The organism is Caballeronia sp. LjRoot31 (genome assembly GCF_964253885.1).
Classification (GTDB): Bacteria; Pseudomonadota; Gammaproteobacteria; order Burkholderiales; family Burkholderiaceae; genus Caballeronia.
In genome coordinates this window covers 350,966-375,433 of sequence record NZ_CAXURX020000001.1, presented here as the reverse complement: position 1 = coordinate 375,433, position 24,468 = coordinate 350,966, and the positions used below count along the sequence as shown (strand labels likewise).

General features: G+C 55.9%; 20 protein-coding genes. 9 read left to right on the top strand and 11 right to left on the bottom strand.

Annotated features, from left to right (window positions below; genetic code table 11):
* Positions 1 to 141: 141 nt before the first annotated feature.
* Positions 142 to 381: a helix-turn-helix domain-containing protein gene (locus ACSQ8V_RS01710; protein ID WP_436204698.1), complete on the bottom strand. Its 240-nt coding sequence runs from the start codon at positions 379 to 381 to the stop codon at positions 142 to 144.
* Positions 382 to 733: 352 nt separating this feature from the next.
* On the opposite strand from ACSQ8V_RS01710, the gene ACSQ8V_RS01705 reads away from it, so the two are divergent.
* From ACSQ8V_RS01705 to ACSQ8V_RS01690, 4 genes are all read left to right on the top strand, one after another.
* Positions 734 to 1,276 (top strand): hypothetical protein, encoded by a 543-nt coding sequence (locus ACSQ8V_RS01705; protein WP_436204697.1) that lies wholly within the window; start codon positions 734 to 736, stop codon positions 1,274 to 1,276.
* A 32-nt stretch (positions 1,277 to 1,308) separates the two neighbouring features.
* Positions 1,309 to 2,097, top strand: coding sequence for a metallophosphoesterase family protein (locus ACSQ8V_RS01700; protein WP_436204696.1), 789 nt, complete (start codon positions 1,309 to 1,311; stop codon positions 2,095 to 2,097).
* Between the two features lie 64 nt (positions 2,098 to 2,161).
* A complete protein-coding gene (locus ACSQ8V_RS01695) occupies positions 2,162 to 2,350 on the top strand; it encodes a hypothetical protein (RefSeq protein WP_436204695.1) in 189 nt (62 codons plus the stop codon).
* Positions 2,351 to 3,413: 1,063 nt separating this feature from the next.
* Positions 3,414 to 3,761: a hypothetical protein gene (locus ACSQ8V_RS01690; RefSeq protein ID WP_436204694.1), complete on the top strand. Its 348-nt coding sequence runs from the start codon at positions 3,414 to 3,416 to the stop codon at positions 3,759 to 3,761.
* A gap of 570 nt (positions 3,762 to 4,331) precedes the next feature.
* Here the strand turns inward: ACSQ8V_RS01690 and ACSQ8V_RS01685 are convergent.
* Positions 4,332 to 5,357, bottom strand: coding sequence for an IS30 family transposase (locus ACSQ8V_RS01685; RefSeq protein WP_436204693.1), 1,026 nt, complete (start codon positions 5,355 to 5,357; stop codon positions 4,332 to 4,334).
* A 203-nt stretch (positions 5,358 to 5,560) separates the two neighbouring features.
* Between ACSQ8V_RS01685 and ACSQ8V_RS01680 the strand changes: the two genes are divergently transcribed.
* The gene (locus tag ACSQ8V_RS01680; protein WP_436204692.1) at positions 5,561 to 6,118 is read left to right on the top strand and encodes a nucleotidyltransferase domain-containing protein; all 558 of its coding nucleotides are present in this window, start codon (positions 5,561 to 5,563) and stop codon (positions 6,116 to 6,118) included.
* Between the two features lie 72 nt (positions 6,119 to 6,190).
* Here ACSQ8V_RS01680 and ACSQ8V_RS01675 read toward each other — a convergent pair whose 3' ends face one another.
* Complete coding sequence (locus ACSQ8V_RS01675) at positions 6,191 to 6,472, bottom strand: hypothetical protein (protein WP_436204691.1); 282 nt, start codon at positions 6,470 to 6,472, stop codon at positions 6,191 to 6,193.
* A gap of 313 nt (positions 6,473 to 6,785) precedes the next feature.
* On the opposite strand from ACSQ8V_RS01675, the gene ACSQ8V_RS01670 reads away from it, so the two are divergent.
* Positions 6,786 to 6,986, top strand: coding sequence for a hypothetical protein (locus ACSQ8V_RS01670; protein ID WP_436204690.1), 201 nt, complete (start codon positions 6,786 to 6,788; stop codon positions 6,984 to 6,986).
* 277 nt (positions 6,987 to 7,263) lie between these two features.
* Entirely contained in the window at positions 7,264 to 8,028 is a 765-nt protein-coding gene (locus ACSQ8V_RS01665; protein WP_436204689.1) for a type IV toxin-antitoxin system AbiEi family antitoxin domain-containing protein, read from the top strand.
* A 663-nt stretch (positions 8,029 to 8,691) separates the two neighbouring features.
* Here the strand turns inward: ACSQ8V_RS01665 and ACSQ8V_RS01660 are convergent.
* The 6 genes from ACSQ8V_RS01660 to ACSQ8V_RS01635 form a co-directional block, all read right to left on the bottom strand.
* Positions 8,692 to 9,195, bottom strand: a complete 504-nt coding sequence (locus tag ACSQ8V_RS01660) for a hypothetical protein (RefSeq protein ID WP_436204688.1) — start codon at positions 9,193 to 9,195, stop codon at positions 8,692 to 8,694.
* Positions 9,188 to 11,224 carry a hypothetical protein gene (locus ACSQ8V_RS01655; RefSeq protein WP_436204687.1) on the bottom strand — a complete coding sequence of 679 codons (2,037 nt, stop codon included), beginning with the start codon at positions 11,222 to 11,224 and terminating at the stop codon, positions 9,188 to 9,190. Before ACSQ8V_RS01655 ends, ACSQ8V_RS01660 begins: the two co-directional genes overlap by 8 nt.
* Positions 11,221 to 12,993 carry a tyrosine-type recombinase/integrase gene (locus ACSQ8V_RS01650; RefSeq protein WP_436204686.1) on the bottom strand — a complete coding sequence of 591 codons (1,773 nt, stop codon included), beginning with the start codon at positions 12,991 to 12,993 and terminating at the stop codon, positions 11,221 to 11,223. Before ACSQ8V_RS01650 ends, ACSQ8V_RS01655 begins: the two co-directional genes overlap by 4 nt.
* A gap of 791 nt (positions 12,994 to 13,784) precedes the next feature.
* The gene (locus tag ACSQ8V_RS01645) at positions 13,785 to 14,996 is read right to left on the bottom strand and encodes a tyrosine-type recombinase/integrase (protein ID WP_436206574.1); all 1,212 of its coding nucleotides are present in this window, start codon (positions 14,994 to 14,996) and stop codon (positions 13,785 to 13,787) included.
* A 159-nt stretch (positions 14,997 to 15,155) separates the two neighbouring features.
* Positions 15,156 to 15,689, bottom strand: coding sequence for a single-stranded DNA-binding protein (locus tag ACSQ8V_RS01640; RefSeq protein ID WP_213765777.1), 534 nt, complete (start codon positions 15,687 to 15,689; stop codon positions 15,156 to 15,158).
* 179 nt (positions 15,690 to 15,868) lie between these two features.
* Positions 15,869 to 17,071, bottom strand: coding sequence for an MFS transporter (locus ACSQ8V_RS01635; RefSeq protein WP_213765776.1), 1,203 nt, complete (start codon positions 17,069 to 17,071; stop codon positions 15,869 to 15,871).
* A gap of 328 nt (positions 17,072 to 17,399) precedes the next feature.
* On the opposite strand from ACSQ8V_RS01635, the gene uvrA reads away from it, so the two are divergent.
* Both uvrA and ACSQ8V_RS01625 read left to right on the top strand, forming a co-directional pair.
* Positions 17,400 to 20,273, top strand: a complete 2,874-nt coding sequence (gene uvrA, locus ACSQ8V_RS01630) for an excinuclease ABC subunit UvrA (protein WP_213765775.1) — start codon at positions 17,400 to 17,402, stop codon at positions 20,271 to 20,273.
* 88 nt (positions 20,274 to 20,361) lie between these two features.
* A complete protein-coding gene (locus ACSQ8V_RS01625; protein WP_213765774.1) occupies positions 20,362 to 21,435 on the top strand; it encodes an AI-2E family transporter in 1,074 nt (357 codons plus the stop codon).
* Positions 21,436 to 22,544: 1,109 nt separating this feature from the next.
* Here ACSQ8V_RS01625 and purU read toward each other — a convergent pair.
* Positions 22,545 to 23,414, bottom strand: a complete 870-nt coding sequence (purU, locus tag ACSQ8V_RS01620) for a formyltetrahydrofolate deformylase (RefSeq protein ID WP_436180684.1) — start codon at positions 23,412 to 23,414, stop codon at positions 22,545 to 22,547.
* 67 nt (positions 23,415 to 23,481) lie between these two features.
* Positions 23,482 to 24,327: a DUF4743 domain-containing protein gene (locus ACSQ8V_RS01615; RefSeq protein ID WP_436204685.1), complete on the bottom strand. Its 846-nt coding sequence runs from the start codon at positions 24,325 to 24,327 to the stop codon at positions 23,482 to 23,484.
* Positions 24,328 to 24,468: the final 141 nt, after the last annotated feature.

The following is a 24,468-nucleotide window of genomic DNA, read 5'->3' as shown; positions in this document are numbered from 1 at the left end:
TCGAACGGAGGGTGCTAACGCTAGCAAATCGGCCCCGGTAAGAACACACCAGCGGTTTATCCTTTTCTTGAAGACGACAACAACGGTTTTTTAAAGAGCGAGTCGATGCAGCCGCGTCAAAACCATCCAAATGCAAGTTGTCTATTCACCAGTGTCTACTGGAGGCGGTTCAATCTGGCGCAGCAACTCACTCGCCGAGACCCCTAATGCATCCGCCAGACTAAACAATGAGTCTATGGCGACCTGCGTGGAGCCGCGCTCGACCATCCCAACGAAGTTCCTGTGGAGGCCTGCTCGCTCCGCGAGTTCCTCTTGGGACCACCCTTTGGCTTGACGCAACTGTCTTAGGGCAAGCCCCAACTTTTTTACGCGCTGTTCCATGCACCACCTGTAAATTCCGATGCCGGAGTGTGGTGTTTTGCTGCAACGCGTTCTACACAATATATTGTGCAAATTGTATTTTTGCGGTATCGTGACCAATATATTGGTCATAACACTTCGATACATCTCGAGAGTTCGGCACGGCGTGCGTCCGACGCCTTCTAGCAACGACTTTGATTAGTTAAATCGTTTCATTGGTTCAGCGTCAATTTCTAGTTTGGTCAACGGGTAGCAAGGCCGAGTGGTCCGGATGTAATCGGTCGACGCCGAGAACCGGGCTGGACGACTCGTTAGTTATGAAGCCCGATTTAGGTGAAGGCGTAACCGCAGGGGTACTGCGATGGACAGTGAGATGGAAAATTTTGAATCGGCAGAGGGAGTAGCCCTGCCTCTCTCGATGACTCTTAGCTTTTTTCCTGTTCCTCGCGTCGCCGAGATTTGCTACGTTGAACCTGACGCGAGAATCACTTCAGCGTTCGGAAGGGCGGACGGTTCGTTCACGTTCTGGCATGTGGACGGGAAGCATACTTCGGTCGAAACCGCCGAATGGCCGGATTTTCATTTTCTTCGGCAATTTGCAGAAAATCTTTATCTTGCTGTATTCGACCACAACGACCGACGGTTTTCAGCTTCCATGAATGTGCCAAATGTATTGTCGATGACGCTCTCGTTCCTCCCTGAGTCGAAGCTGTCAGAGATTCGATACTTTGAACCCGACGGACGCATCACTTTGGCAAATGGATTTGACGAGCAACTTTTCCGGTTCATCTTTTCAAATGGAAGCGTGCATGTGCAACTGCTAAAAGGCACCCCGGACATCTCGATATTACGGCGTCTCGCAACCAACGTTCGCTTGGGGGTTATTGAAGGAGTACAGATTGATGACGCTAGCTGAGAATAGCATTTCACGTCGAGAGGAATAAGTAAGTGCGCATACAAATCGCGTCGGACCTACATCACGAGTTTCTCCACCATGGCGCGCCCGGGAGTGAAGCGCTAAGGCTAGCGAAGAACGTTGATGTTCTCATTCTTGCAGGGGACATCCACGTCGGCACTCAGGCAGTCGGTTTGTATGGCCAGTACCCCGTGCCAGTGTTATACGTCCACGGCAATCATGAACTGTACCGCCACGAATTTTTCACGTCGCAGCATCAGTTGCGCACAAACCTAGCACCATCATCACTGCGGTTTCTCGAACGGGATGAATCGATTCTAAACGGAGTGCGATTCCTCGGCTGTTGCCTATGGACAGACTACAATCTGAGGCCTGAATGGAAGACGGTAGCTCTACGTGAAGCTGAAATCGCGATGAACGACCACAGGCATATTCGATATGGCAGAGCGCATGCGTTTTCGCCGCGTGATGCGGAGACTGAACATCAGAAATCCGTGGAATGGCTAGCAGACAGATTGACTCAGCCCTTTCAAGGACGGACCGTCGTAATCACTCACCATGCGCCGCATGCGAATTCGATTCCGACGGAGTACGAGAGAGACATCCTGAGCGGGGCATTTGCGAGCGACCTTACTCCGTTGATGAAATACGTTGACGTCTGGGTTCATGGGCACATTCATCGCTCCGTGGACTACATGGTCGGCGGGTGCAGGGTTATATGCAATCCGCGCGGCTATCCAAAGCGCTATTCGATAAATCCTGCGGCACTTGTCTCGTTCGAGAATCCGGAATTTGCCCCCGGCTTGGTTATCGAAATCTGAACGACCGCCGCATGCTCAGGTGTCAATCGCTACGCAATTCGCCACCTGTAGAGGAGCTGACATCATGACGGTCGCCGAACTCATGGAAATATTGCGTAACGCTGACCCGCTAGCCAGAGTGACGTTTCTGAGGTGGGGTGCTGACGAGGACGAGGTCGAGGAGGTCGACGCCGTTCGTGTGCCGGGCAGGACGTGGACTCGTGAAACATATAGTCGGAGGGTCAAGAATACAAAGCCCTTCACCAAGAGGTGACCTTGCATGGACCTCCCGTCTGGATGCAAGAACGTTGTCGTGGAATCTGTGTCCGTCGTCATACTCTCGGTCGACGCAGATTTTCTGAGTTCCCATCAATTCATCTAATGCGCCTCGCCAGAATCTGGTTGTCAGTGCAATTCTGGTCCAGGACATTTAGCACGCAGCCGTGTCGCCGAAGGCAGGACGTGGATATGCCCGTCTCTGATGGTTGTCGAATTCGAACTGACCTAACATAGAGAGCACGATGGCCCAGAACTTTCAAGCTGTCGGTTCCAAACGGTGTAGAACAATGGTGGAAATTTATGGCGGGGAATATCTCAACCATGACGCCGTGTCGCTGCTGGTGTGCGCCGGCATCGTACAGGTTGACTCCACGTTTAGTGTTTGGAACCGCGCGCTTATAGCCCTTCGGCCAGGAGCGCTGCGACCAGCAGGTCCCTATTTGCGCACTAGAACTGCCACAGTCCTGATAACTCGAAGCAATGTCGAAGAGCGGATGTACTTCCGGGAAGCACGAATGGATTTGATATTGGTGAAAGGCGAGGCACACACGAGCGTCGTGATGCAAAACTTTCCACGGCTCGACGCTCCCCCGGTTCGGGTAGCCAGGTCGACCGACATCGTGACGGTTGTGCGAGCAGTTCTGAGGTCCTTCTAGTAAATAGCCTAAAGCGCAGAGAAGCAAATAATGGGACCGCCCAGCGCGTGTCGTGCACGAAACGCCGCTCCGGGTGCGAGAGCGTCTCGAGTCCCCATAAGCTCGACAAGCGGTCTGGTCTCACCGTCCTCAAAGTGAACTGTCGACTTCTCACGCGAACCGCCAGCATGCTTCGGCGCCAGCCCATGTGTCCATTATCAAGGTGCTGGCGCTGCGCGCGGGAGTTTGTGTCCGGTCATAACAACAACTTTTTCGTGACTATCAAATTCGTTATTGTCATGTCCTAAGCAACTTGCTCGGCAGGTCCGACAGGAAACGCCCCTATGCAGATATTTCCTTTGGAACGAGGCGTTCGATTGGGGTTAGTTGATTGATGTTTAACGCAAGATGGAGCAAACTGTCATGTCGATTTACGTGCATAACTCAAGTTCTCACGTGGTGCTCGAACGTTGGTCTATTCGAGAGGCAGGCGACGGCAGACGTCATTTCGTGGGCTTCAACATCATCGACTTTGAAGGTCGTGTTAGCACACCTATTCGTTCGTTCGACTCAGTCACGCGCACCGGGTCTACGGAAAGCGGGAGCACATATGAACTCGTTGGACGCGCTGGTAGCGATAAAGATGCGGAATACGTCTGGACTCAAGCAGCAAGGGCATGGAACATAAAAACATGGAAAGATGTGACGCAAAACCTCGTTCCAGATTGGCGACAGGGATTAGTGCTTGACAAACCTTCTCGAGACGACTGAGCGATACCCCACCGCTTAGGTGCAGCATATTTTCGCAGTTAACTTGTCGCGATTTGAATGATGTTGTTCGTTGCGCAGGAAGGGCAGCACCGGTCGGGGTCTCGCGTTTGCAACAACCAGGGTTGGTGTCAGTGTCGTAGCTAGAAGCAATGTTCCTTGCGATAAAGGCCGGCTCAGCAACTGTCTCTCAATTAAGAGGTAGAGGACGACTCGGGCTGCTTCTGGTTCGAGCTAAACAGATGGACCCGCAAATCTCGCATTACTGGTCGCCGCGCTCAGGTCCGACCAGTCCTTGCACCGTGGCGCTTACCTCAATCGACGCCTAAGTGTGATTGCGAGGACACTGGAACTGAAAGGATGTTCGATGAGTCCGGACGCTTACGAAGTTGCGACGCAGCGGATTGATGCGGAATTCGACATTCCGCAATACGACGTATCGGCGCTTATTCGTTCGATTGTCGCAAATCGAGGGCGGCTACCTCCTGATGGGCGTAAACGATACAGATATTTGCCAGACGCCGTCCTGCAGCGAATTGAGGGGCGGTTTCAAAGCTGAAATGCAACAGCGGGTTAATGAACGGAAGCTGAGGTTATCGAAGCGGTTGCGAGCATACGTTCGAAGACCTCGAATGGCGAATGAAATGCATGGGTAGCGCGAGGTCGGCTGTTGAGGCTGTCGGCGATGGCATCGAGTTCGTCCTGACTGTAGATCGAGAGGTCAGTACCCTTGGGCAGATACTGCCGCAGCAGCCCGTTGGTGTTCTCGCAGGTACCGCGTTGCCATGGACTGTGCGGATCGCAGAAGTACACGCGCACGCCGGTGGCGGCGCTGAGCTCCTGATGCCGGGTCATTTCCTTACCCTGGTCGTAGGTGAAGCTCTGGCGCAGTGGGGCGGCGATCGAATTCAGTTTGGCAGTGAAGCCCGCCAGTGCCGAGGCGGCGGTGGCGTCTTCCATCTTCGCCAGCAGCACCAGGCGACTGGTGCGCTCAACCAGCACGCCGACGGAAGACTGATTGCCGGCGCCCTTGATGAAGTCACCTTCCCAGTGACCTGGCATCACCCGGTCGTCGACCTCAGGCGGGCGCACATGGATGCTCACCATGTCGGGGATCTGGCCGCGCCGGTCAGTGCCCCGCTTGCGTGACATGCGGGTGCTGTGACCGTGGCGCAGACAGGCGATAAGCTGGCGGCGCAGCTCACCGCGTGGCTGCGCATAGATGGCAGTGTAGATGGTCTCATGCGAGACGTGCTGGGTTGGATCGTTGGGCCACATGCGCTTGAGCGTACCTGAGATCTGCTGGGGCGACCACTTCCATTCCAGCAGGGTGAGTACGACGCGCCACGACATGCTTTGAGGGTGCAGCTTGGGACATGGGCGCGCAGCCTCGCGTCGGCTCGTGCTGAGCGACTGCGCCGGGGCAGACGCATAGCCCACGACAGAACACGTGTTCCTGGTCAGCTCGCGGCTCACAGTTGATGCCGAGCGCCCGAGTGTTCGGGCCATGGCCCGAACACTCGAACCCAGCTGCTTCATGCTTGCAATGGTCATGCGCTCTTCAGGCTGAAGCTGTTGATACGTTCTTCTTTTTTGCATGTGCGCACCTTACACGAGGAAGGTGTTGCACTTCAGATTTGATGGCGCCAGGCCATCGTCTGCGAAGCTTTCTCGAATTGAAACTATTGGCTAGAGTAGCGTGTTCTTTGCTTTAGTTAATCCTCAATGCAGGGATGAGTATCCCTGCATTGAGGATTATAGAAAAATCCCTGTATTAAGGACAATCGTTTCGTTATAAATCCATGGGTCTTGCCGACTTTGTCCTCACGCCCAGCTTGCAACGAGTCCTTGGTGCCACGCTGCTGCAGCCTGACCGCAGTTTTACCCTGCAGGAACTGCTACGTTTGGCTGATAGTGGGCGCGGAAGCGCTCAAAAGCAGGTGGACCGAATGGTCGTGGTCGACGTTCTCCAGGAGGACGTCCGACGAGGCCAGCAAAGGAGTATCCGTGCGAATACCGAATTCGTCCCCTATCCGGAATTGGTTAGCATTGCTCAAAAGTCATTTTCCGTTGCGGAGCCATTGAGTGAGGCACTTAAACCTTTTGCCGAACACATCTCCTCAGCGTTCGTGTTTGGTTCCCTGGCGAAGGGCACCGACACTTGCCGAAGCAACATCGACTTGATTGTCATCGGAGGTGCACTGCTTCTTGAACTTTCTGAGGCGCTTCACTTAGCCGAGCAACGTCTGTTGCGCCCCGTCAACTTCTTTCTGTACGAGCCTGCTGAATGGGCTGTGCTGGCGGAAACTGACCCGATACTGGGTCAAATTGATAAAGGCCCTAAACTGATTATTCTGTGATGCCGCGCCCCGCCGGATGTGAGAACGTCATTAGACAAAAGCCTATGAGGTTCGCTTCATTGAAACGCTTCTTCAGTCATCTTTTTGGTCAGAGTCGTAGACACCGGCCTTTTGCGATATGGCGGCAAGCTCCTCCAACGCAATCCTAGCGTTAGCGTTTTGCGCCTTGCGGTAGGTTTCAACCGCTTCGGCAGAAATGAGTCGTTGCCCGTCTTCTGCTCTTTCTACTGAGCCTAGTTTGCCTAGGTCCGCCAGCCTGACAACATAGGGAAGAGACACATTCAAAATGAATGCAGCTTCCCCAGCGGATAACATCCGGTCGTACGCGGTAGCGGCATCGGAATCTGTTGGCATGGCACGTCTCGGTACTCGAGGGCTAGGTATCTATTGTGATGCAAAACGAGCAGTCTAAGGTCTTGAGTCGAATGAGTTATCAATCGCAGCTGCTCTGTACTTGAGGTAGTGAGGGGCGTACTGTCTTACGACAAGGGGTGCAGTGCACTATGTTCCACTATACGACGAACGCGGGCCGCAGCGAAATAGCGGCGTACTCACCGTGGTCAGGTTACGCGTCAAGAAGCGTTTTCGTGAACGACGGGTTCTTGTTTCAGACCCCGCCAGTGTCGCGGCGCAATCATCAACCTTGCCGTAATGGAGATAAAACGATATGCCGCCAGAAAGCCAAATCGACCTCGAAATTGCCCTTCGTAAAATTCACGAACTCGCCTCGGCGGAGGGAGACTTGGGTTATGCGTACTGGTACCAAGTCGGGCAGCTGCTCAGGCGAACGGCCGGCATGCAATCGGAAATAAACGCGCTCAGCAAAGACTTAGAGCAGTGTCGTGCGATGCTCCGCATGGAGGATTGAAATGGAAAAGAGTCACGAGTGTAGCTGAACGCATAACCTGGAAATCTGTGCTCATGGTTGAGAAACTTACGGGTCTCTTTTTCGTAATATGGGCACGGGTGTTATTTGACGTAGGAACACGGTGTCCGGTGCTTATGTCAGCGCGCCGGAGCTTCTGAGATAGCGAGCTATCGCGCTATCTAATTTGCGTGAGGTAACGTTTTCTGCAATGTTATGCAAATTGAATAGCGAACAATCCAGTCCTCTTTCCAGCCTCGGAGCCCTTAGAAAACTCCAGATGGGCGCGCATTACTGCTTCAGCTCCGAGCAGTTCGAAGCGCTCACAGGACGCGAGACGAGCGTATCAGCCAGCCGGGCCGCGCTTCATCGTCTTCACGTGCATGGCTTCATCAAGCCGCTGGCTCACGGTGCCGGCTTCTGGCTCATTGTGCCGCCAGAGCACCTCGACCGTGGAGCACCGCCCGTGTTGTGGTGGTTGCACGATTATTTAATACAGAAGGAGGACGCCTATCAACTAGCCCTCCTCTCTGCTGCGCAAGCTTACGGCTCCTCCCATTTCGCCGTTCTCGAAACTCAGGTGTTTGTGCCCGTATCTCGCCGGGTCCTGCACGTTGGGGTCTTCCGGCTTCGGTTCTTCTGCAAGCAGTCGGTCGCTCAGGCACCGACAGTGACGCTGTCGACGGAAAAGACCCGTGTCCGTGTGAGCTCCGTTGCGACGACCCTTATAGACCTGCTTCGGCACGCCCCGGTTATTGGTGGCATCGAACGCGCCGCACTTATTCTTCAAGACCTCGCTTCAAAGCTCACACCTGAAGATATCAGCGAATCGCTCAACGCCGCAGGTGACGTCGCCGCCGCTCAAAGATTCGGTTACCTTCTCGACCTTTACGGCCACCGTAAGCCCGCGAGTCGTGTTGAGAAGTGGCTGAGCCCGCACAGGATGCAGCGCACGCGGCTCGACGTCTCCAGCCCGGCAGCCGATTTTCAGGTTTCGCAACGCTGGAACGTAGTGTCCAATACCAATCTGGACCGTATCGATTGACTCCCTTGCAGGACTTGATTCGCTAACGGGCACATGCTTTGTCGTCCAGCGGTGTCCTAGTAGAGCAGGGCTACCTTTTGTCCCAATCGGTAGCGACCATCTTTCGGGATATCGCCAGACGCAGTTCGTCGCGATAAGGCACGGTACTGTATATAACGGACCTGGCCCTCAGCAAAAAAAATGACGGTGTACTCACCTAGGTCATGTTACGCATCAAGCAGCGTTTATGTGGACGACGGAATTCGTTCAGACCCCCGCGAGTTCGCGGCGCAATCATCAACCTTGCGGTACGGAGGAAAAAACGACATGCCTTCAGAAAGCCAAATCGACCTAGAAAATTGCCTTTCGTAAATTCCACGAACTCGCCATGGCCGAGGGGCACTTCGGTTACGCATACTAATACCAGCTCGGGCAGTTGCTCAGGCGAACGGCCGGCATGCAATCGGAAATAGACGCGCTTAGCGAAGACCTAGAGCAGTGTCGCGCGATGCTTTGCATGAAGGATTGAAACGGGAAAGATTGCCATTCTCGAGAGCTGCATTCTGACCGCAGGCGCGCGCCACCACGCGAAGTTCGCGCTTCGCGGTCTCATTGTTGATACGGACCAGATGATGCGCAACTTGATAATAACGAAAGTACTCAAGCGTATCTCATCTTTGGTCATCAGCCCGTCGTGCCGCCTTTTTTCGAATCGCGCCGGGTCGCGGGCTTCACATTGTGGTCGCTCTGTGCACGATACGGTTTCACCAGCGGAGCACCAAGTTGTTCCGCCGATACGCCGTGGCGAAGCGCGTTATGCAGGTATGTGGATAGCAGCTCATCGTACTTGCGGAGGGTTTCGCGAAGTTCTCTTATATCAGTGTGCGCCTTGTCAAGTTTCTGCTCCGACACCAACGATTCGGGCGCCTTGGTGCGCGGTCGTTTTCCAGTTTCCCGGTATTCCGTGCAACCGCGCCCGTGCTCATCATATGCATCTTTAATTTTCGCCTGGGCTTGCAAGGTTTGCCGCGTCCATTTATAGCCAATGTTTGCTTCGCCTATTCCGACGACATCATTCCACGTAAGAGTTCGACCTGCGGCTTGTCCCTTTATTAAAGTAGCAATCAGTTTGATTTCATCGGACGTGAGCCTCCGTCGCTCGTTTCGATGCACTTTGCGCTTACTCAACCTCGTCATCTTGCGCCCCCGCGTATGAAGGTAGTTGCACAAGGGTCCCGTCGGCAATTGAGACATCAGCGTGAACCGCAAGAGCCGCGCTCGCGCGGTTGCGTACCAACTTTTGGTGCGCCAACCAATTGTCTGCGCCGGACGTACCGGTTGCCACCTCTTCCTCAGCGAGTGCTATACACATATCGGCATCGTCCTTGATTACGCTTGTTCGCTGGATGTGGTCGAGATTTCCTTTTTCCAAAAGATGCTCATCGCACACCGTGCACTCGCGATGTTTTGGGCAGGGCAGCGCTGCCCAGTTGTGCTCGCATATCCCGATATCGGTTCGATGTGCTGTAACGCTAGAAGACACGATAAATTCCTGCTGGCGTATCGGGTCTTTTATTTTCAGTGCTGCTTCTGTGACAGGCCCCTGTACTTTGCCCAGCGTTCGCTTCTTATGGATGCTTGCCGCCAGTTGCAATCCTGTCATGTGGTTATACGCAGAATTGTGCCCGATGTCCTTCCTTCCGAACCATCTTGCAATCTCAAGCTGAGACATGCCTGCGTCTTCGGCCATCGTGTCAAGCCAATGGCGAAATTTGTACGCAGTCACCTTGAGCGGGTCTCCACTATCATCGCGATGTTCGAACCGCTCAAAAATGGACCGGACTCCTGTCCTTCCGACCATGTAATCCGTGAGCTGTCCGTATGTCATCAGCGTCGCCGTGCCATTCAGGCTTGTCCTACTCGCATGAAAATAATTAATGGGAAATACAAACAGACTATCTTTCAGCTTGTGGTGACCCTGCTCCTTGGGAAAAACTGTTTCTTGACCAGACCTTTCTACGAGATACCTCTCAAGTTCCCGCTTAGTTACAGCGGCAACTTTCTTTCCGTCTCGCACCAAATTGACAATGGTCAACTTTGCTTCCCGTACAAACCCCCTAGCGCTTTTAAGAGGCTCGGCCGCGCGCAGTCCTACCGCGTCATAAACGTCCAGAAGACTCAGCAACTCATCGCCCGGCAGAGCATGCCAGCGCTCCGGAAGCAAAGTTCGACCTTTATTACTTGCCATAAAAGCGGCGATGTTTCGGAACGGCTCAGAGCATATCTTTATATCGGCCACAGCCCTTCTTGCAACGTCAACCATAACGGCCGCAAGCCATTTGGTTTGGGTAATTTTATGTGCGCCCTTCGCAGGGATATACCTGATTCCGCAGCGGACCGCCGGTCTTCCAAGAGGGCCGAGCATCGGTCGTCCAGACTCATCAACCTGAATTTCTTCTATCCAGCAATTCGCGGCCAGCGTCAGCAGTTCGGATGGCCGGAACCCCCCGCAAACGCAAAGGTCCAAGAAACGCTGCCTTGCTAAGTCAGGACTGCTCAAGTTTGGCCTGTTTGAAATAGCTCCTACTATCTCTACGACTTCTGAAGTGGGAAGCTTCGCGTTACGCCTGTCATCAAACTCCTTGCCCACTCGCCACTGGTTAGCCCCGCCATCAACGGCATCCCGTGAAACCGGACTTATCCAATTCAACCTTACATCGCAGAGGCGTTCACTATCCATCGTGTGCGCGATGGCCGCCAAGGCGACGCCAATTCGATACGCCGAACTTCGCTCCTCTCGTGCTTGGCACATTCTTATAGCTGCGTCGAAATTCGTCGGCCGTAGTTCCCACGGATTTTGGCGACTATCTCCAAAAGCAGCGTGCAAGTAACGGAAGGCTCGGACTTGGACGTTGTGATAAATCGTCGAGAGCCCTTCTTCCGCCCGCCTCTCAATATGGCACGCATATGCTTTCACCAAATCCGCAAACGGCCTTGGAAATTCTTGGGCATTTTTGAGAGTGCTCTTTTCAACGAAAGCAGCGTTAAACCAGATTCGTTCAGTCTTTCTCCCATCGGAGGCCCGCGCCTTGTTGCCCACTACCCATACGATTTCATCCCAAATAGCATTCTTAAATGGGTTCTCTCCACGAGCCTTGTCAATAAATTTGTGAACTCTCGCCGCAACTGCTGACTCAGCCTTTGTTTTAAAGGTCACGGTTGAACCTCTGGTGGATTCATGGACATCTCCTGACAGCGCCGCACCACCTCCGCAACAGCAAGGATAGTGAGGTCGTTTGCCTCGACAACCTTTAGGTCCACACCACGCTCGAGCAAGTCCTGCCGCTCCTTAAAAAGTAAATCTAATACCTTCTCATGCGGACCCTCGAACCAAGGTTGGAATTTGATGCAGGTGTAGCACGCTCGATGGGCATTCAAGCCGCAAAAACTGAATGAACCACACGAGCCGACCGTACGCAGTTTTCGTTGGTCGGCAAAATGTATTCGACTTGCGGGGTCGTTGCCCCGCGTTGCTTTCGTTTCATCCCTAATGACCAATCCCAAGAAAAGTTGGGCGTAGGGGGCAAGGCGGAGCGCATAGGCCGCGTCGAGACTGATAACCGCGTCTGAGCGACTGTTAAAATAGACCATCACATGTTGCAGGTCAGAGTGGTCTAGTGCCTGTGCCAATTCTGTCGGACTTGCCCCCTCCCTCACGAGTCGTGTTGCGAATGTGTAGCGAAGCCGACGCGCGGTGATGCGCAGCGGGGAACCGTCTTGTGCCCGAATACCTGAGGCTTTGACAAATGCATTGAGTTGCTCGCCAAAAAAAGATTTCGGGCGGCGCATTGCTTGACGTTCAAACGGCGTCCCGATAAGTGTTGAATCGGGACTCCAAGACGGGAACATAGGCCGCTCCATGTCCCGACTATCACGCCCGAAAAATACGTATCTCCAGATAGACCGATTTTCGCGTTTTTTGTGTTCAAACAACGCTCCAACGCGAGGGTCCACGGGTCGCACGTGAAATTGTCCGCGCAGGTTCACACCGCGCTTTTTCAACCTGGGAATGCGCAACTCGTATCGAACGCCGCCGTCAGGCAAATCCGTCCGTATCAGGTCTTCCTCGTTCATGTACTGCATCGCCTTCGGATATATTCCGAAAGACATGCTTAACCACATAACAAGAAATGCATCGAGCGAGTCGAGCGATGCCTGCATCCCGGACAGCAGGCGTCCCTGCAGTGCGGCTATTTCGACGTACCGAAGTGGCCCCGAGTTTGGGTCATGACTGAGAACTGCATGGCCTTTCGGATTGCCACCTATCACCTTATTGTCGAGAACTGTTGCCAACTCTTGGTCAAATCCTTCGTACTCTTGGTCCGCGCAAAACACAAACCATCGCCGATATGCATCCATCGTGTTGACGACGGTACCCTTCGAGTAAGCCTTAGGTAATTTTTTGTTCCTCGCGGATTTTTCAAACCAAGTCGCTACATAAGTTTCTTTGTTGGTGACCACCCTCCGCCACTTTTCCGCCTTAAGAGATACTTCACGAGACGCCAGACGAGATACCTCACGAGACGCGTGACGAGGCGCCTTCCGGAGTTCGTTACGGAGCGCCTTACGGATTGCTACGAAAAAGGCTTCGTCATATGTCTCAGCAATGTCGACCTCGAACCCCGTCTTTTTAGCGCAAGTAAACAATCTGTAAAGGTTTTCGAATTGTGCGACTGCGTAGGTGGGGCTTAGCGTTCGAATCGAATTTTCGATATGTTTCTGAACAGCATGGCGGACTGGCCCATTTTGCAGTGGCAGGCGTGCCCAGTTGATACGCTGGTGTGCTGCTATCTGCCAAACTTCGGCGGCAGTGTCGATACGTTTGCCTTCCCGAGATAACACAGACTGTGGGTCGCCGCGTTCGGCAGCCGAAAATCCTAGTGCGTCGTTAGGCGCATCCAATGAATTCGTGCTTTTTTTAGCCATGGTTAGCCCCTCCGAACAATGCTGGAGTGGATGCCGGACGGCAAAGCACCAAAATGAAGAGCTCGAAATTTCGGTGGAACGTTGTAACCCATTAATCGCTCTCCGCCCCCCATGCCAGCCGAGGGCGGAACAACTTCAATGGTGCGCAGCGCGGCCGATGAACTAGTAATGCTGAGGCCGGTACCCACGCGTGAATAGAATGTCACAACGGTGAGCCCGAACTGTAAAGTCCCGGCGGAGAGCCACGGTGTCGAGGTGCAAGGGCGGCCGCTACACCACACAACCTGCGGCATACCACGCGTACAAGTGCGCGTCTTTAGAGGACCTGACCGGATAGTTCGGCTGGTGAATGCGGACGAATTTAACCGACCGTCATTACTTGACCAGTGGTCCGAGCTGGAAGAGAGAAAAAAAGAAGTGCTCCAACTGCGAGTCGACATAACGAATCCTCCAAAATGAATGGATGATTCGTCCGGTCGACTAGCCCGCTCGGTTCAAATTGGAGGCGGCTCGTTGGACAAATGTGATGTGACGCGACCCAGCCAAGTAATACGGTTTGTTTGCCTGATGCCACTTGAACGGCCCGCTACCACTCGGTCTTAGCTAAGTCGCAATCAATTTAATAGCGGCAGGGTGATATGTCAACCCCTTGCAATCGGCTGGTCCTGAAGTCGGTCATTTGCCTGTTCGAGGCAAATGCCTCGGGTTGCGAACAACCTTACGACCTTGTGCACTTGAAGCAACGTACAAATCATCGAAGTTGCCAACTTAAGTGCAGCAATTCTCTGCAATCATCCCCCACCTTTGGTCCGAGCGCTCCGGCCCATGGACTGCATCCGTAGAATCTTGCGGTTCGTCGAATTGCGAATCGAGCGCTTCCCGTACCGCAGCGGCATCGTCGATTTATCAGACCACCCCATCGCCGCTTTCTGGTCCCGAAGGTCTTCAGCGTGGTTTGTCGAGTTTTCGGTCGCTTCGTTCCAGCGGTCGTTCCAGTCGTGTCGAAGAATGTGTGCCTTGATTGGTGCGAGTTCAGGATATCGGTGCGTGAGCGTCGATATGATAGTTCTCAGCCCCCGGTCAGTCAGAGCTTCGCCTTTATAGTTGACGAATATATACGGGTGCTTTCGCGCGGCTTTAAATTGTTTTCTGTCCGACCGATGGCGGGTTATCCAGTCGTCCAACAAGTCGCGGAGTTCATCGTTAAGTAGAAGAATGCGTGCGTTCGTCTTTGTTGTTGCCGGATTTTGACGATTGTCGTCCGGGTCGTCGTGTCGCCGATGAATCGTGATTTCGGCCGGGTAGGCACCGAAATTTATGTCGGCACACTTCAACCCGAGAAGCTCGCCAGCGCGGGGGCCCAGGTCAAAAAGCAACATCAGCATCGCGTAATTACGAACTTGCAGCTTCGAACTGTAAGGGTTGCCTAGGTCCCCTGGCTGAATCACCCTTAAAAACAGCTCACGTTGCTCGGGAGTCATCCCGAGCCGCTCCTTTGGACTCCCATCGTCGTTCGTGGGATGTGAATCAGCTTTGGGAGCGAGACTCCTTGCGCGTTTCTCGAACTGGACCAAGGCGGCATTGGCGGCATCGTGCTGCCTCGCATCAGAGATGCGCGCGATGACAGGTTCAGCAACCCATTTAATGTAGTCAATACACGTTAAAAATCGTGTACTGGCATAGCGCGGGTCGACCATTCTGGAACCAAGTTCAGGAACCGATACACGGCAGCGGTCGGCGAGCACCACAAGCTCGTCGCTTGATAGAAAACGCCGCCGTGCGACCCGGTCCACAAGGCTGATACGGAGGTCTGCAAACACATCAAGACCGAGCGCAACTGCGCTCAGCGCTTGCTGCATCGTCTTGAGCGTATAACCGCGCGCCCTCAGCAGAAGAGCGTAGGGAGCAACCGGTATGACTGGGAGCCCTTGAGGACCTTCCACGAGCACGGCCATGCGCTCACCAGAACTCATTTTGAAAGTTCGAACTGTCAATTTCGCCATGGCATCCACTTATTTTCGTTGATACCAATTTACAGATTTTTTGTGGTTCCGCTTATCGAATCGTTTCTTCCAAATGAAAAGGCTGAAAAAGCTCTACGTAACGTGTTGATTACGCAGAGTTTTCCAGCCTAAAATTAACACCGAGGTTGGTGGTTCCGCCTAGAACGGAATATCGTCGTCCATTTCGTCGAAACCACCACCCGCCGGCGCGCTCGGCCGGCTCGCGCCGCCGGCGCTGCCGCCGCCTGCCGGACGTCCGGCCGCTGCTGCACCGCCCCGGCTAGCACCCCCGCCGCCGCTACGCTCGGCAGGCGCACGGCTATAGCCTTCATCACCACCACCGCCGCCACCCGCGCCGCTGCGTCCCCCCAGCATCTGCATTTGTTCCGCGACAATCTCGGTCGCGTACTTTTCCACGCCGGCCTGATCGGTGTACTTACGCGTACGAATCCGGCCCTCGATATACACCGACGAGCCCTTCTTCAGATATTCGTTCACGATCTCGGCCAGCCGCCCGAAAAACGACACGCGGTGCCATTCCGTCAGCTCCTTCATCTCGCCGGACGTCTTGTCCTTGAAGCGATCGGTGGTGGCAAGACGGATGTTGGCCACGGCGTCGCCGCTCGGCAGATAGCGGGTTTCCGGATCGGCTCCCAGATTGCCGACGAGAATGACTTTGTTGACGGATGCCATGATTTCTCCTGTTGATTCAATTCAATTCAATTTGACCTGATGCGGTGCGCTCGCAACGCGACACGCGGTGGCAGTCGACCTGTTCAGCAAGACCTGCAAAACCCGCAAACCTCATGCACCACTCTGCGGCAGAATTTCGCCGACACGGCGAAACACGCCCGACTAGAAACTAACATTGCTCAAACCGTGCGCCGGACTTTCTGCGGCGGCGGTTTCATGTTCGCCGCCACGATAAGCCATGCAAAAACCAACCCTGAGCACGCGAAAAATACAGCGCTCTGCCCATCTACTTTCAGCAGCCAGCCGCCGATCACCCCGCCTATGGCGAGGCCGATCGACTGCGTTGTGTTGTAGACGCCTGCCGCCGCGCCCTTTCTCGTGCCAGGCGCGAGTTTGGAGACGAGTGACGGCTGCGACGCTTCCAGCACATTGAAGCCCAGGAAGTACACGAACAAAACCGCTGCCACTGACCACAGGGTATGCGGAGCGGCGCCGAGTAACAACTGGCCAATCAGGATAAGACCTATGGCGCTGACCATCACGGCCTTCATTTTTCCACGTTTTTCCGCGGCAATAATGGCCGGGACCATCATGACGAACGCCAGGCCCATCACGGGTAAATAGACTTTCCAATGGGCTGCGACCGGCAAACCGCCCGCCTCCAGAATGCGTGGCACAACGAGAAACAGTGCGGTTTGCGTGGCGTGCAACACGAGCACGCCGAAGTTCAGTCGCAGCAATTCCACGTTGTGCAGCACTTCGGCGAACGGCGCCTTCACGTGCACGGGCGGCTTGGGCGCGTCCGGGACAACCCAGATCACGACGCCGACCGCGAGTATCGATAAAAAACCGATCAGCGTGAACAGTCCGCTCATGCCGACCCATTCGAACACGATCGGCGCGCCGACGATGGCCACCGCGAACGAGACACCGATGCTCGCGCCGACCATGGCCATGGCTTTCGTGCGGTTTTCTTCTGAGGTCAGATCCGCGATAAACGCAATCACCGCCGACGATACCGCTCCCATGCCCTGGATCACGCGGCCGACGATAATCCACGTCATGGAATGGCCGACCGCCGCCACGAAGCTGCCGATGGCGAACACGATCAGCCCGAACGCGATCACCGGCTTGCGCCCGAGTTTGTCGGAGACCCAGCCGTAAAAGATGTACAACAGCGACTGCGTGACCCCGTAAGCACCGAGCGCGATGCCGACCAACAGCACGTTGTCGCCGCCGGGAAGGGTTTTCGCATAGATGGAAAACACCGGCATGATCATGAAGAGACCGAGCATGCGCAGCGCGAAGATAGCGGCAAGCGACACGGTCGCACGCAACTCGGGCGCGCTCAAACGTGTGGACGTAGCAGACGGATTGGACATCGGGAAGAGGTAATGTGGAAACGCGTCTGGCCGTGCGCGCGGACGCGGAACTCAAGCACGGCCGCCTTGTGGTTGCCCGGAACGGCACTATATGAGACGGGTAGCTCAAGCGTCTGGACCTGCTCCAAACCTGCGCCAGGGCGGCACGCAAAACTCGCGCGATATTGCCCGAGCACCGCTTAAATGGACCGTCAGTGGACCATCAGTAATCCGCCAACACCCTTCGTAACCCCGCCGCACGCTTGATTGACGCCGATGAGCGCGGGCAACGCGCCCTCGAAAAGTCGTTATAGTAGCAGGTTTAGCCCCCTTACTTTCCGCCCGGTTCATGGAAGAAATTCGTATTCGTGGGGCTCGCACCCACAATCTTAAGAACATCAATCTCGACTTGCCGCGTCACAAGCTGATCGTGATTACGGGCTTGTCGGGTTCGGGGAAATCGTCGCTCGCGTTCGACACGCTCTACGCCGAAGGCCAGCGCCGCTACGTCGAAAGTTTGTCCGCCTACGCGCGTCAATTCCTGCAGTTGATGGAGAAACCGGACGTCGACCTGATCGAAGGATTGTCGCCGGCCATTTCGATCGAGCAGAAAGCGACTTCGCATAATCCGCGCTCCACCGTCGGCACCGTCACCGAAATTCACGACTACCTGCGCTTGCTGTTTGCCCGCGTCGGTACGCCGCACTGCCCGGACCACCACATTCCGCTCGAAGCGCAAAGCGTGTCGCAAATGGTCGACGCCGCGCTCGCCATGCCCGAGGAAACGAAGCTGATGATCCTCGCGCCCGTGGTGGCGGATCGCAAGGGTGAGCATCTCGAATTGTTCGAGGCCATGCAGGCGCAGGGTTTCATCCGGTTTCGCGTGCGTTCGGGTGGGGGAACAGCGAACGAAGGCGTGGCGAAAATCTATGAGATCGAGTCGCTGCCGAAGCTGAAGAAGAACGACAAACACACGATCGATGTTGTCATCGACCGGTTGAAAGTGCGGCCGGACATGAAGCAGCGGCTCGCGGAATCCTTCGAAACAGCGCTGCGTCTCGCCGATGGCCGCGCAATCGCGCTCGAAATGGATTCCGAGAAAGAGCATCTGTACAGCTCGAAGTTCGCTTGTCCGATCTGTTCGTACTCGCTGCAGGAACTCGAGCCGCGCCTGTTCTCGTTCAACAATCCCATGGGCGCGTGCCCTGAATGCGACGGCCTTGGCCAGATCACGTTCTTCGACCCGAAGCGCGTGGTCGCTCATCCGTCGCTGTCGCTCGCGGCGGGTGCAGTGAAAGGATGGGACCGGCGCAACCAGTTCTATTTCCAGATGCTGCAAAGCCTGGCGTCGTTTTTCGAATTCGATATAGACGCGGCGTTCGAGGATCTGCCCGAAAACGTCCGCAAGATCCTGCTGTTCGGTTCCGGCAAAGAGGTCATTCCGTTCTCGTATATCAACGAGCGCGGCCGGACGACGGTCCGCGAGCACGCGTTTGAAGGGATCATCCCGAGTCTGGAACGCCGCTACAAGGAAACGGATTCGGCGGCGGTCCGCGAGGAACTGGCGAAGTATCAGAACAACCAAGCCTGCCCGGCGTGCGAAGGCACGCGGCTGCGGACCGAGGCGCGCAACGTCAAGCTCGGCACGGGCGAAAATGCGCGAGCCATTTACGAAGTGAGCGGCTGGCCGCTGCGCGAGACGCTGGGTTACTTTCAGACGCTGCACCTGGAAGGCGCGAAGGGCGAGATCGCCGATCGGGTCATCAAGGAAATTGTCGCCAGGCTCACATTCCTGAACAACGTCGGGCTGGATTATTTGTCGCTGGAACGCAGCGCCGAAACGCTCTCCGGCGGCGAGGCGCAGCGCATCCGGCTGGCATCGCAGATTGGTTCCGGCTTGACGGGCGTGATGTACGTGCTCGACGAACCGTCCATTGGCTTGCATCAGCGCGACAACGACCGGCTCATCGCCACGCTCAAGCACTTACGCGACATCGGCAATTCGGTGATCGTGGTAGAACACGACGAAGACATGATCCGCATGGCCGACTACGTGGTCGACATGGGCCCGGGAGCGGGCGTGCATGGCGGCGAGATTGTCTCGCAAGGGACGGCGAAGCACGTCGAGAACGACCCGAATTCGATGACCGGACAGTATTTGTCGGGCAAACGAAGCATCAGCTATTCGACCGACCGCACGGCGCCGGACGAACGGCGGCTGCGGATCATCGAGGCCTACGGCAACAATCTGAAGCACGTGTCGCTCGATCTGCCGGTCGGGTTGCTGACCTGCGTGACGGGCGTGTCCGGCTCGGGCAAGTCCACGCTCATCAATGACACGCTGTACCACGCCGTGTCCCAGCATCTATACGGTTCGTCCGCCGAACCCGCGCCTTACGAGGCCATTGAAGGGCTGGAACACTTCGACAAGGTGATCAACGTCGATCAATCGCCCATCGGCCGCACGCCGCGCTCGAATCCCGCGACCTACACCGGTCTCTTCACGCCGATCCGCGAGCTGTTCGCGGGCGTGCCGGCGTCGAAGGAACGGGGCTACGATCCCGGCCGTTTCTCGTTCAACGTGAAGGGCGGGCGCTGCGAAGCGTGCCAGGGCGACGGCGTGCTCAAGGTCGAGATGCACTTTTTGCCCGACGTCTACGTGCCGTGCGACGTCTGTCACGGCAAGCGCTATAACCGCGAAACGCTTGATGTCCAGTACAAGGGCAAGAACATCCACGAGGTGCTCGACCTCACTGTGGAGGCCGCGCACGAGTTCTTCAAGCCCGTGCCCATTGTCGCGCGCAAGCTGAAAACCTTGCTCGATGTGGGTCTTGGGTATATCCGGCTCGGTCAGTCGGCGACCACGCTGTCGGGCGGCGAAGCGCAGCGCGTCAAGCTTTCGTTGGAACTGAGCAAACGCGATACGGGTCGGACTCTGTATATTCTCGACGAACCGACCACTGGGCTGCACTTCCACGACATCGCACTTTTGCTCGAAGTGATTCATCGGCTGCGCGATCAAGGTAATACTGTCGTAATCATCGAGCATAATCTCGATGTAATAAAAACTGCGGACTGGGTCATCGACCTCGGTCCGGAAGGCGGCGCCGGCGGTGGCCAGATCATCGCGCAGGGGACGCCGGAGCATGTCGCACAGTCGAAGGCCAGTTTTACCGGCCGGTATCTTGCGCCTTTGCTGCAAAGGCCGAGATCGGCTGCATGAGGGATTCGCCCGCATCGCCACTATGAGCCGCGCGCCGTTCGGGCCGCGGCAGTCCGTAACCCGTTAGCGGCAGGAGACTGAAGGATTCATGGCAAAGCGCAACGAAGCGGCCGAAAACAGGCCCGCTGTCCGGCCCGTCCGGCTGACGAGCGACATGAGCATGCCGACGTTGTCGGCGGTGGAGATTGGCAGCTATATCGCCGCGTTCGCCGGTTTGTTCCTCGTGCTGCATTTGCAGTTGCTCGGCGCGCTGCTGGCGGGGATGCTGGTATATCAGCTTGTGCACGCCATCGCGCCCCTGATCGAAAAGACCATGACGAGCGGACGTGCGCGCTGGGTCGCGGTCGTGATCGTGGCGGTGGTGATCGTGGGGGGGCTGGCGGGCGCCACGATCTTGCTCATCGATCATTTTCAGCGCGATGTTCCTAGCGTGCAGAAGCTTCTCGATCAGTTGATGAAACTCACGTCGCATGCGCGTCTGCAGGTGCCCGACTGGATAGCGAACTACCTTCCTGTCGATGCAGAGCAGATGAAGGACAAGGCGACCGAGTTGATGCAAACGCACGCCGCCATGTTGCAGCAGGGCGGGAAAGACGCGGCGCGCGGTTTCGGGCATGTGCTGATCGGCATGATCGTGGGTGCGATTATCGCGGTAGGTGTGCCGCGGACGACGCATCGCCTGCCGCTTTCTACTGCGCTCGTGACGCGCGTGACGCGTTTCTCAGAGGCGTTTCGGCGGATCGTTTTCGCGCAGGTCAAGATTTCCGCGATCAACGCGACGTTCACGGCGTTGTATTTGCTGGTTGCGTTGCCGGTGTTTCACGAGCGGCTGCCGTTGTCGAAGACGCTGGTGTTGGTGACGTTTATCGTCGGGTTGTTGCCGGTGATCGGCAATTTGGTCTCTAACGCGATTATTGTGGGGATTTCATTGTCGGTGTCGTTTGGGACGGCTGTGGCGTCGCTGGTTTTCCTGATCGTCATTCACAAGCTCGAGTACTTTTTGAATGCGCGGATTATTGGTGGGCAGATCGAGGCGCGTGCCTGGGAATTGCTGCTGGCCATGCTCGCGATGGAAGCCGCTTTTGGACTGCCAGGGGTGATTGCTGCGCCGATTTTTTATGCGTATCTTAAGCGCGAGCTGGTTTATTTGAGACTGGTCTGAGTGGGGGTGCTCGCGCCGGTGGACGGGGGGGTGGTCTGGTTCCGGGGTTGGTCTGGTTCCGGGGTGGGCGGTCGGGGTCAGTGCCGGGTTGCCTGGTTCTGGGGTTAGCGGTCGGAGTCAATGCCGGGTTGGTGCTTTCAGTGTTAGTGGTCTGCGAGAGTCGGATTTTCTCTTTATCACTATTAGCCACTGTGCGTGGCGGCACGTCATTTCTTTGTCCAAAGCGACAAAGAAACGAAGCAAAGAAAGCGCTTTCAAACCACGCTACCCTAAGTGTCCACAGCGTGCAATTTCTATTCATAGGTGCCCCAAAAGCACGGTGCTCGCCAGAGCGAAGGATGTGTGAACCCCTCCTTCTCCGAACACGGATACCCACACGCTTCGCCACCAGTGATTGAACCTGCCCAAGGAGCACCCCGCGCTATCCGCGGATAACCTCCCTCCAATGTGTACGCGCCTCGAACCACGTCGCCAAACCTGCTGGAAATGAGGTCGCGAAGATGCGGGTGGCCGTAACCGATGAAAATAGCTGTACAGAACGCGCAGCCAGTTCACACAAACTAAAACGGTAAACACAAACACGCATCAAGCTGTGGCCTATGAATACGGTCGCACAGATCAGGTGGCTAACCTGTCAAAAAACCGCAGCCGTAAATATCCGTAAGGCCGTGCGGGTTCATTGGCAATGGTGCTTGCCCGAGAGCGTACGGGGCGAAGCGTGTTCGTGTCAGGATTCGCGAGAAGGAGGGGTTCACACATCCGTCGCTCTGGCGAGCACCGTGCTTTTGGGGCACCTATGAATGGAAACTGCACGCTGTGGACACTTAGGGTAGCGTGGTTGAAAGCGTTTTCTTTGCTTCGTTTCTTTGTCGCTTTGGACAAAGAAATGACGTGCCGCCACGCACAGTGGCTAATAGTGATAAAGAGAAAATCCGACTCTTGCAGACCACCACGGCCGAAAGCACCAACCCGGCATTGACCCTGACCACTAACCCCAGAACCTACCCTCGGGCATACCTCCGACCGCTAACCCTGGAACCGAGCACAACCCCGCCCCCGGAACCCTCCCGCCGCAAACCCCCAAAACCCCAAAACCAAGTGCGAACGACCTACTTAAAGACCACTGTCTTACTCCCATTCAGCACGATCCGATGCTCCACATGCCATCGCACCGCACGCGCGAGCGTCACACACTCCACATCACGCCCGATCGCCGTCAACTGATCCGGCGCCATGCTGTGGTCCACACGCTCCACTTCCTGCTCAATGATCGGCCCTTCATCAAGATCCGTCGTCACATAATGCGCAGTAGCGCCAATCAACTTAACGCCGCGATCAAACGCCTGGTAATACGGCTTGGCGCCCTTGAAGCTCGGCAGGAACGAATGATGAATATTGATCGCCCGGCCATTGAGCGCGACGCACATTTCCGGCGACAAAATCTGCATATATCGCGCGAGCACAACAAGATCGATCTTGTGCTGATCGACGATCTCCAGCACCCGCGCTTCCTGCGAAGCCTTCCCCTCAGGCGTGGACGCAATCAACGGCAGATGATGAAACGGCACGTCATAACTGGCAGCAAGCTGATAAAAATCCCGATGATTCGAAACGATCGCCGGAATCTCAATCCCGAGCTGGCCGGTGCGATATCGGAACAGCAAATCGTTCAGGCAATGCCCGATCTTCGACACCATGATCATCACGCGCGGTTTCACCGACGCATCGTGCAGTTCCCACTTCATGCCGAACTCATCGGCAAGCGTGCTGAACGACGTCCGCAACGCAACGAGACCCGGGTCTCCGCCCACTTGCTGGAAGTGCACGCGCATAAAAAATTCGCCGGTGTGACTGTCACCGAATTGCGCGGAATCGAGAATATTGCTGCCGAGATCGAACAGGAATCCAGACACGGCATGCACAATGCCGGGACGATCCGGACACGACAACTTCAAGATAAAACTATGTTCGGTCGACATGAACCGATACTCCTTTGAGATGTTTCAAAGCACGTTCAACGCGCGTTCACAGCAGGTTCACAGGCGTTCAAACCGCCGGCGGTAAATAAATCGCCGGCATGCCCTCGCACGCTTCTTCGTCTATCCAGTTGCGGCGCAGCAGGCAATCCAGGGTGGCCAGACTGGCATCGACTGTCATGGCGCCGTCTTCAATCCATCGCGCGACTTCATCGATACGGGCAAGCCGGTGTTCGCCCACTTCCCCATCCTGATTGCGTGGCGCGAAATCCGCGGGCAAGCTCAAGTCGAAAACGTAAATCAACTCTGCCTGAGTGCCTTCGGGCAGCGATTGCAGCACGTAGAATTCACGTCCGCGCACGGCCTTGGCCGCAAGCTCCGGCTGCATTCCTGCTTCTTCCCAGCACTCCTTCACGAGCGTTTCCTCGATCCCCATCCCCCAGCCAATACCGCCCGCCACCACGTTATCGAGCATGCCCGGATCGGTCGCTTTTGTTTCGCTGCGCCGCGCGATCCATAACTCCGCCTCGCGGCCCGGCTCTTCGACAATACCGTTCAGATGGACGGCGTAGGTCATTGTGCCGAAGAACCGCGACGCAGCCCGTTCGATGAACGCAAGCGGCTCGGCGTCGAAGGCATTGCGGATCGCGTAGGTTTCGTTGCGCCAGCCGGGAATGCGGCCGTCAGCCGCCAGCATGCCGATGACTGCGCCCAGCGCGGCGCTGCGCGCGTTGAGATCGGAGAAGGTATTGGCGAGACGGATCGACGTTTGATCGATATGAAACACGTCCGGCCATGAGTGCAGCGCGGGCACGTCGGTGCGCCGAATCCAGCCGACCCGTTCACGGTCGATGTAAAACGGCAGGTGCGCCGAAGCATCGAAACGACGCGCGGCAACAATGGCAGGCAAGCTCACGATGGACTCCGGCGGCGGAAAGCCGGAAATTGTACAGGGGGTTTTGTTCGTACTCAGGTCGGGGTTCGGGTTTGGTCGGGAGGGTCAATGCCAGATTGCTGCCACTTGCCTTAATAGCAGCCCACGAACCCTGGAAAGCGG

What these genes read in the sequence shown, in the direction of transcription:
- ACSQ8V_RS01625 (WP_213765774.1), top strand. Translation starts at nt 20,362, where the DNA reads ATGGCAAAGCGCAACGAAGCGGCCGAAAACAGGCCCGCTGTCCGGCCC.
- ACSQ8V_RS01670 (WP_436204690.1), top strand. Translation starts at nt 6,786, where the DNA reads ATGCCGCCAGAAAGCCAAATCGACCTCGAAATTGCCCTTCGTAAAATT.
- ACSQ8V_RS01635 (WP_213765776.1), bottom strand. Translation starts at nt 17,071, where the DNA reads ATGTCCAATCCGTCTGCTACGTCCACACGTTTGAGCGCGCCCGAGTTG.
- ACSQ8V_RS01690 (WP_436204694.1), top strand. Translation starts at nt 3,414, where the DNA reads ATGTCGATTTACGTGCATAACTCAAGTTCTCACGTGGTGCTCGAACGT.
- ACSQ8V_RS01685 (WP_436204693.1), bottom strand. Translation starts at nt 5,357, where the DNA reads ATGCAAAAAAGAAGAACGTATCAACAGCTTCAGCCTGAAGAGCGCATG.
- ACSQ8V_RS01710 (WP_436204698.1), bottom strand. Translation starts at nt 381, where the DNA reads ATGGAACAGCGCGTAAAAAAGTTGGGGCTTGCCCTAAGACAGTTGCGT.
- purU (WP_436180684.1), bottom strand. Translation starts at nt 23,414, where the DNA reads ATGTCGACCGAACATAGTTTTATCTTGAAGTTGTCGTGTCCGGATCGT.
- ACSQ8V_RS01705 (WP_436204697.1), top strand. Translation starts at nt 734, where the DNA reads ATGGAAAATTTTGAATCGGCAGAGGGAGTAGCCCTGCCTCTCTCGATG.
- ACSQ8V_RS01645 (WP_436206574.1), bottom strand. Translation starts at nt 14,996, where the DNA reads ATGGCGAAATTGACAGTTCGAACTTTCAAAATGAGTTCTGGTGAGCGC.
- uvrA (WP_213765775.1), top strand. Translation starts at nt 17,400, where the DNA reads ATGGAAGAAATTCGTATTCGTGGGGCTCGCACCCACAATCTTAAGAAC.
- ACSQ8V_RS01650 (WP_436204686.1), bottom strand. Translation starts at nt 12,993, where the DNA reads ATGGCTAAAAAAAGCACGAATTCATTGGATGCGCCTAACGACGCACTA.
- ACSQ8V_RS01665 (WP_436204689.1), top strand. Translation starts at nt 7,264, where the DNA reads ATGGGCGCGCATTACTGCTTCAGCTCCGAGCAGTTCGAAGCGCTCACA.
- ACSQ8V_RS01695 (WP_436204695.1), top strand. Translation starts at nt 2,162, where the DNA reads ATGACGGTCGCCGAACTCATGGAAATATTGCGTAACGCTGACCCGCTA.
- ACSQ8V_RS01640 (WP_213765777.1), bottom strand. Translation starts at nt 15,689, where the DNA reads ATGGCATCCGTCAACAAAGTCATTCTCGTCGGCAATCTGGGAGCCGAT.
- ACSQ8V_RS01675 (WP_436204691.1), bottom strand. Translation starts at nt 6,472, where the DNA reads ATGCCAACAGATTCCGATGCCGCTACCGCGTACGACCGGATGTTATCC.
- ACSQ8V_RS01680 (WP_436204692.1), top strand. Translation starts at nt 5,561, where the DNA reads ATGGGTCTTGCCGACTTTGTCCTCACGCCCAGCTTGCAACGAGTCCTT.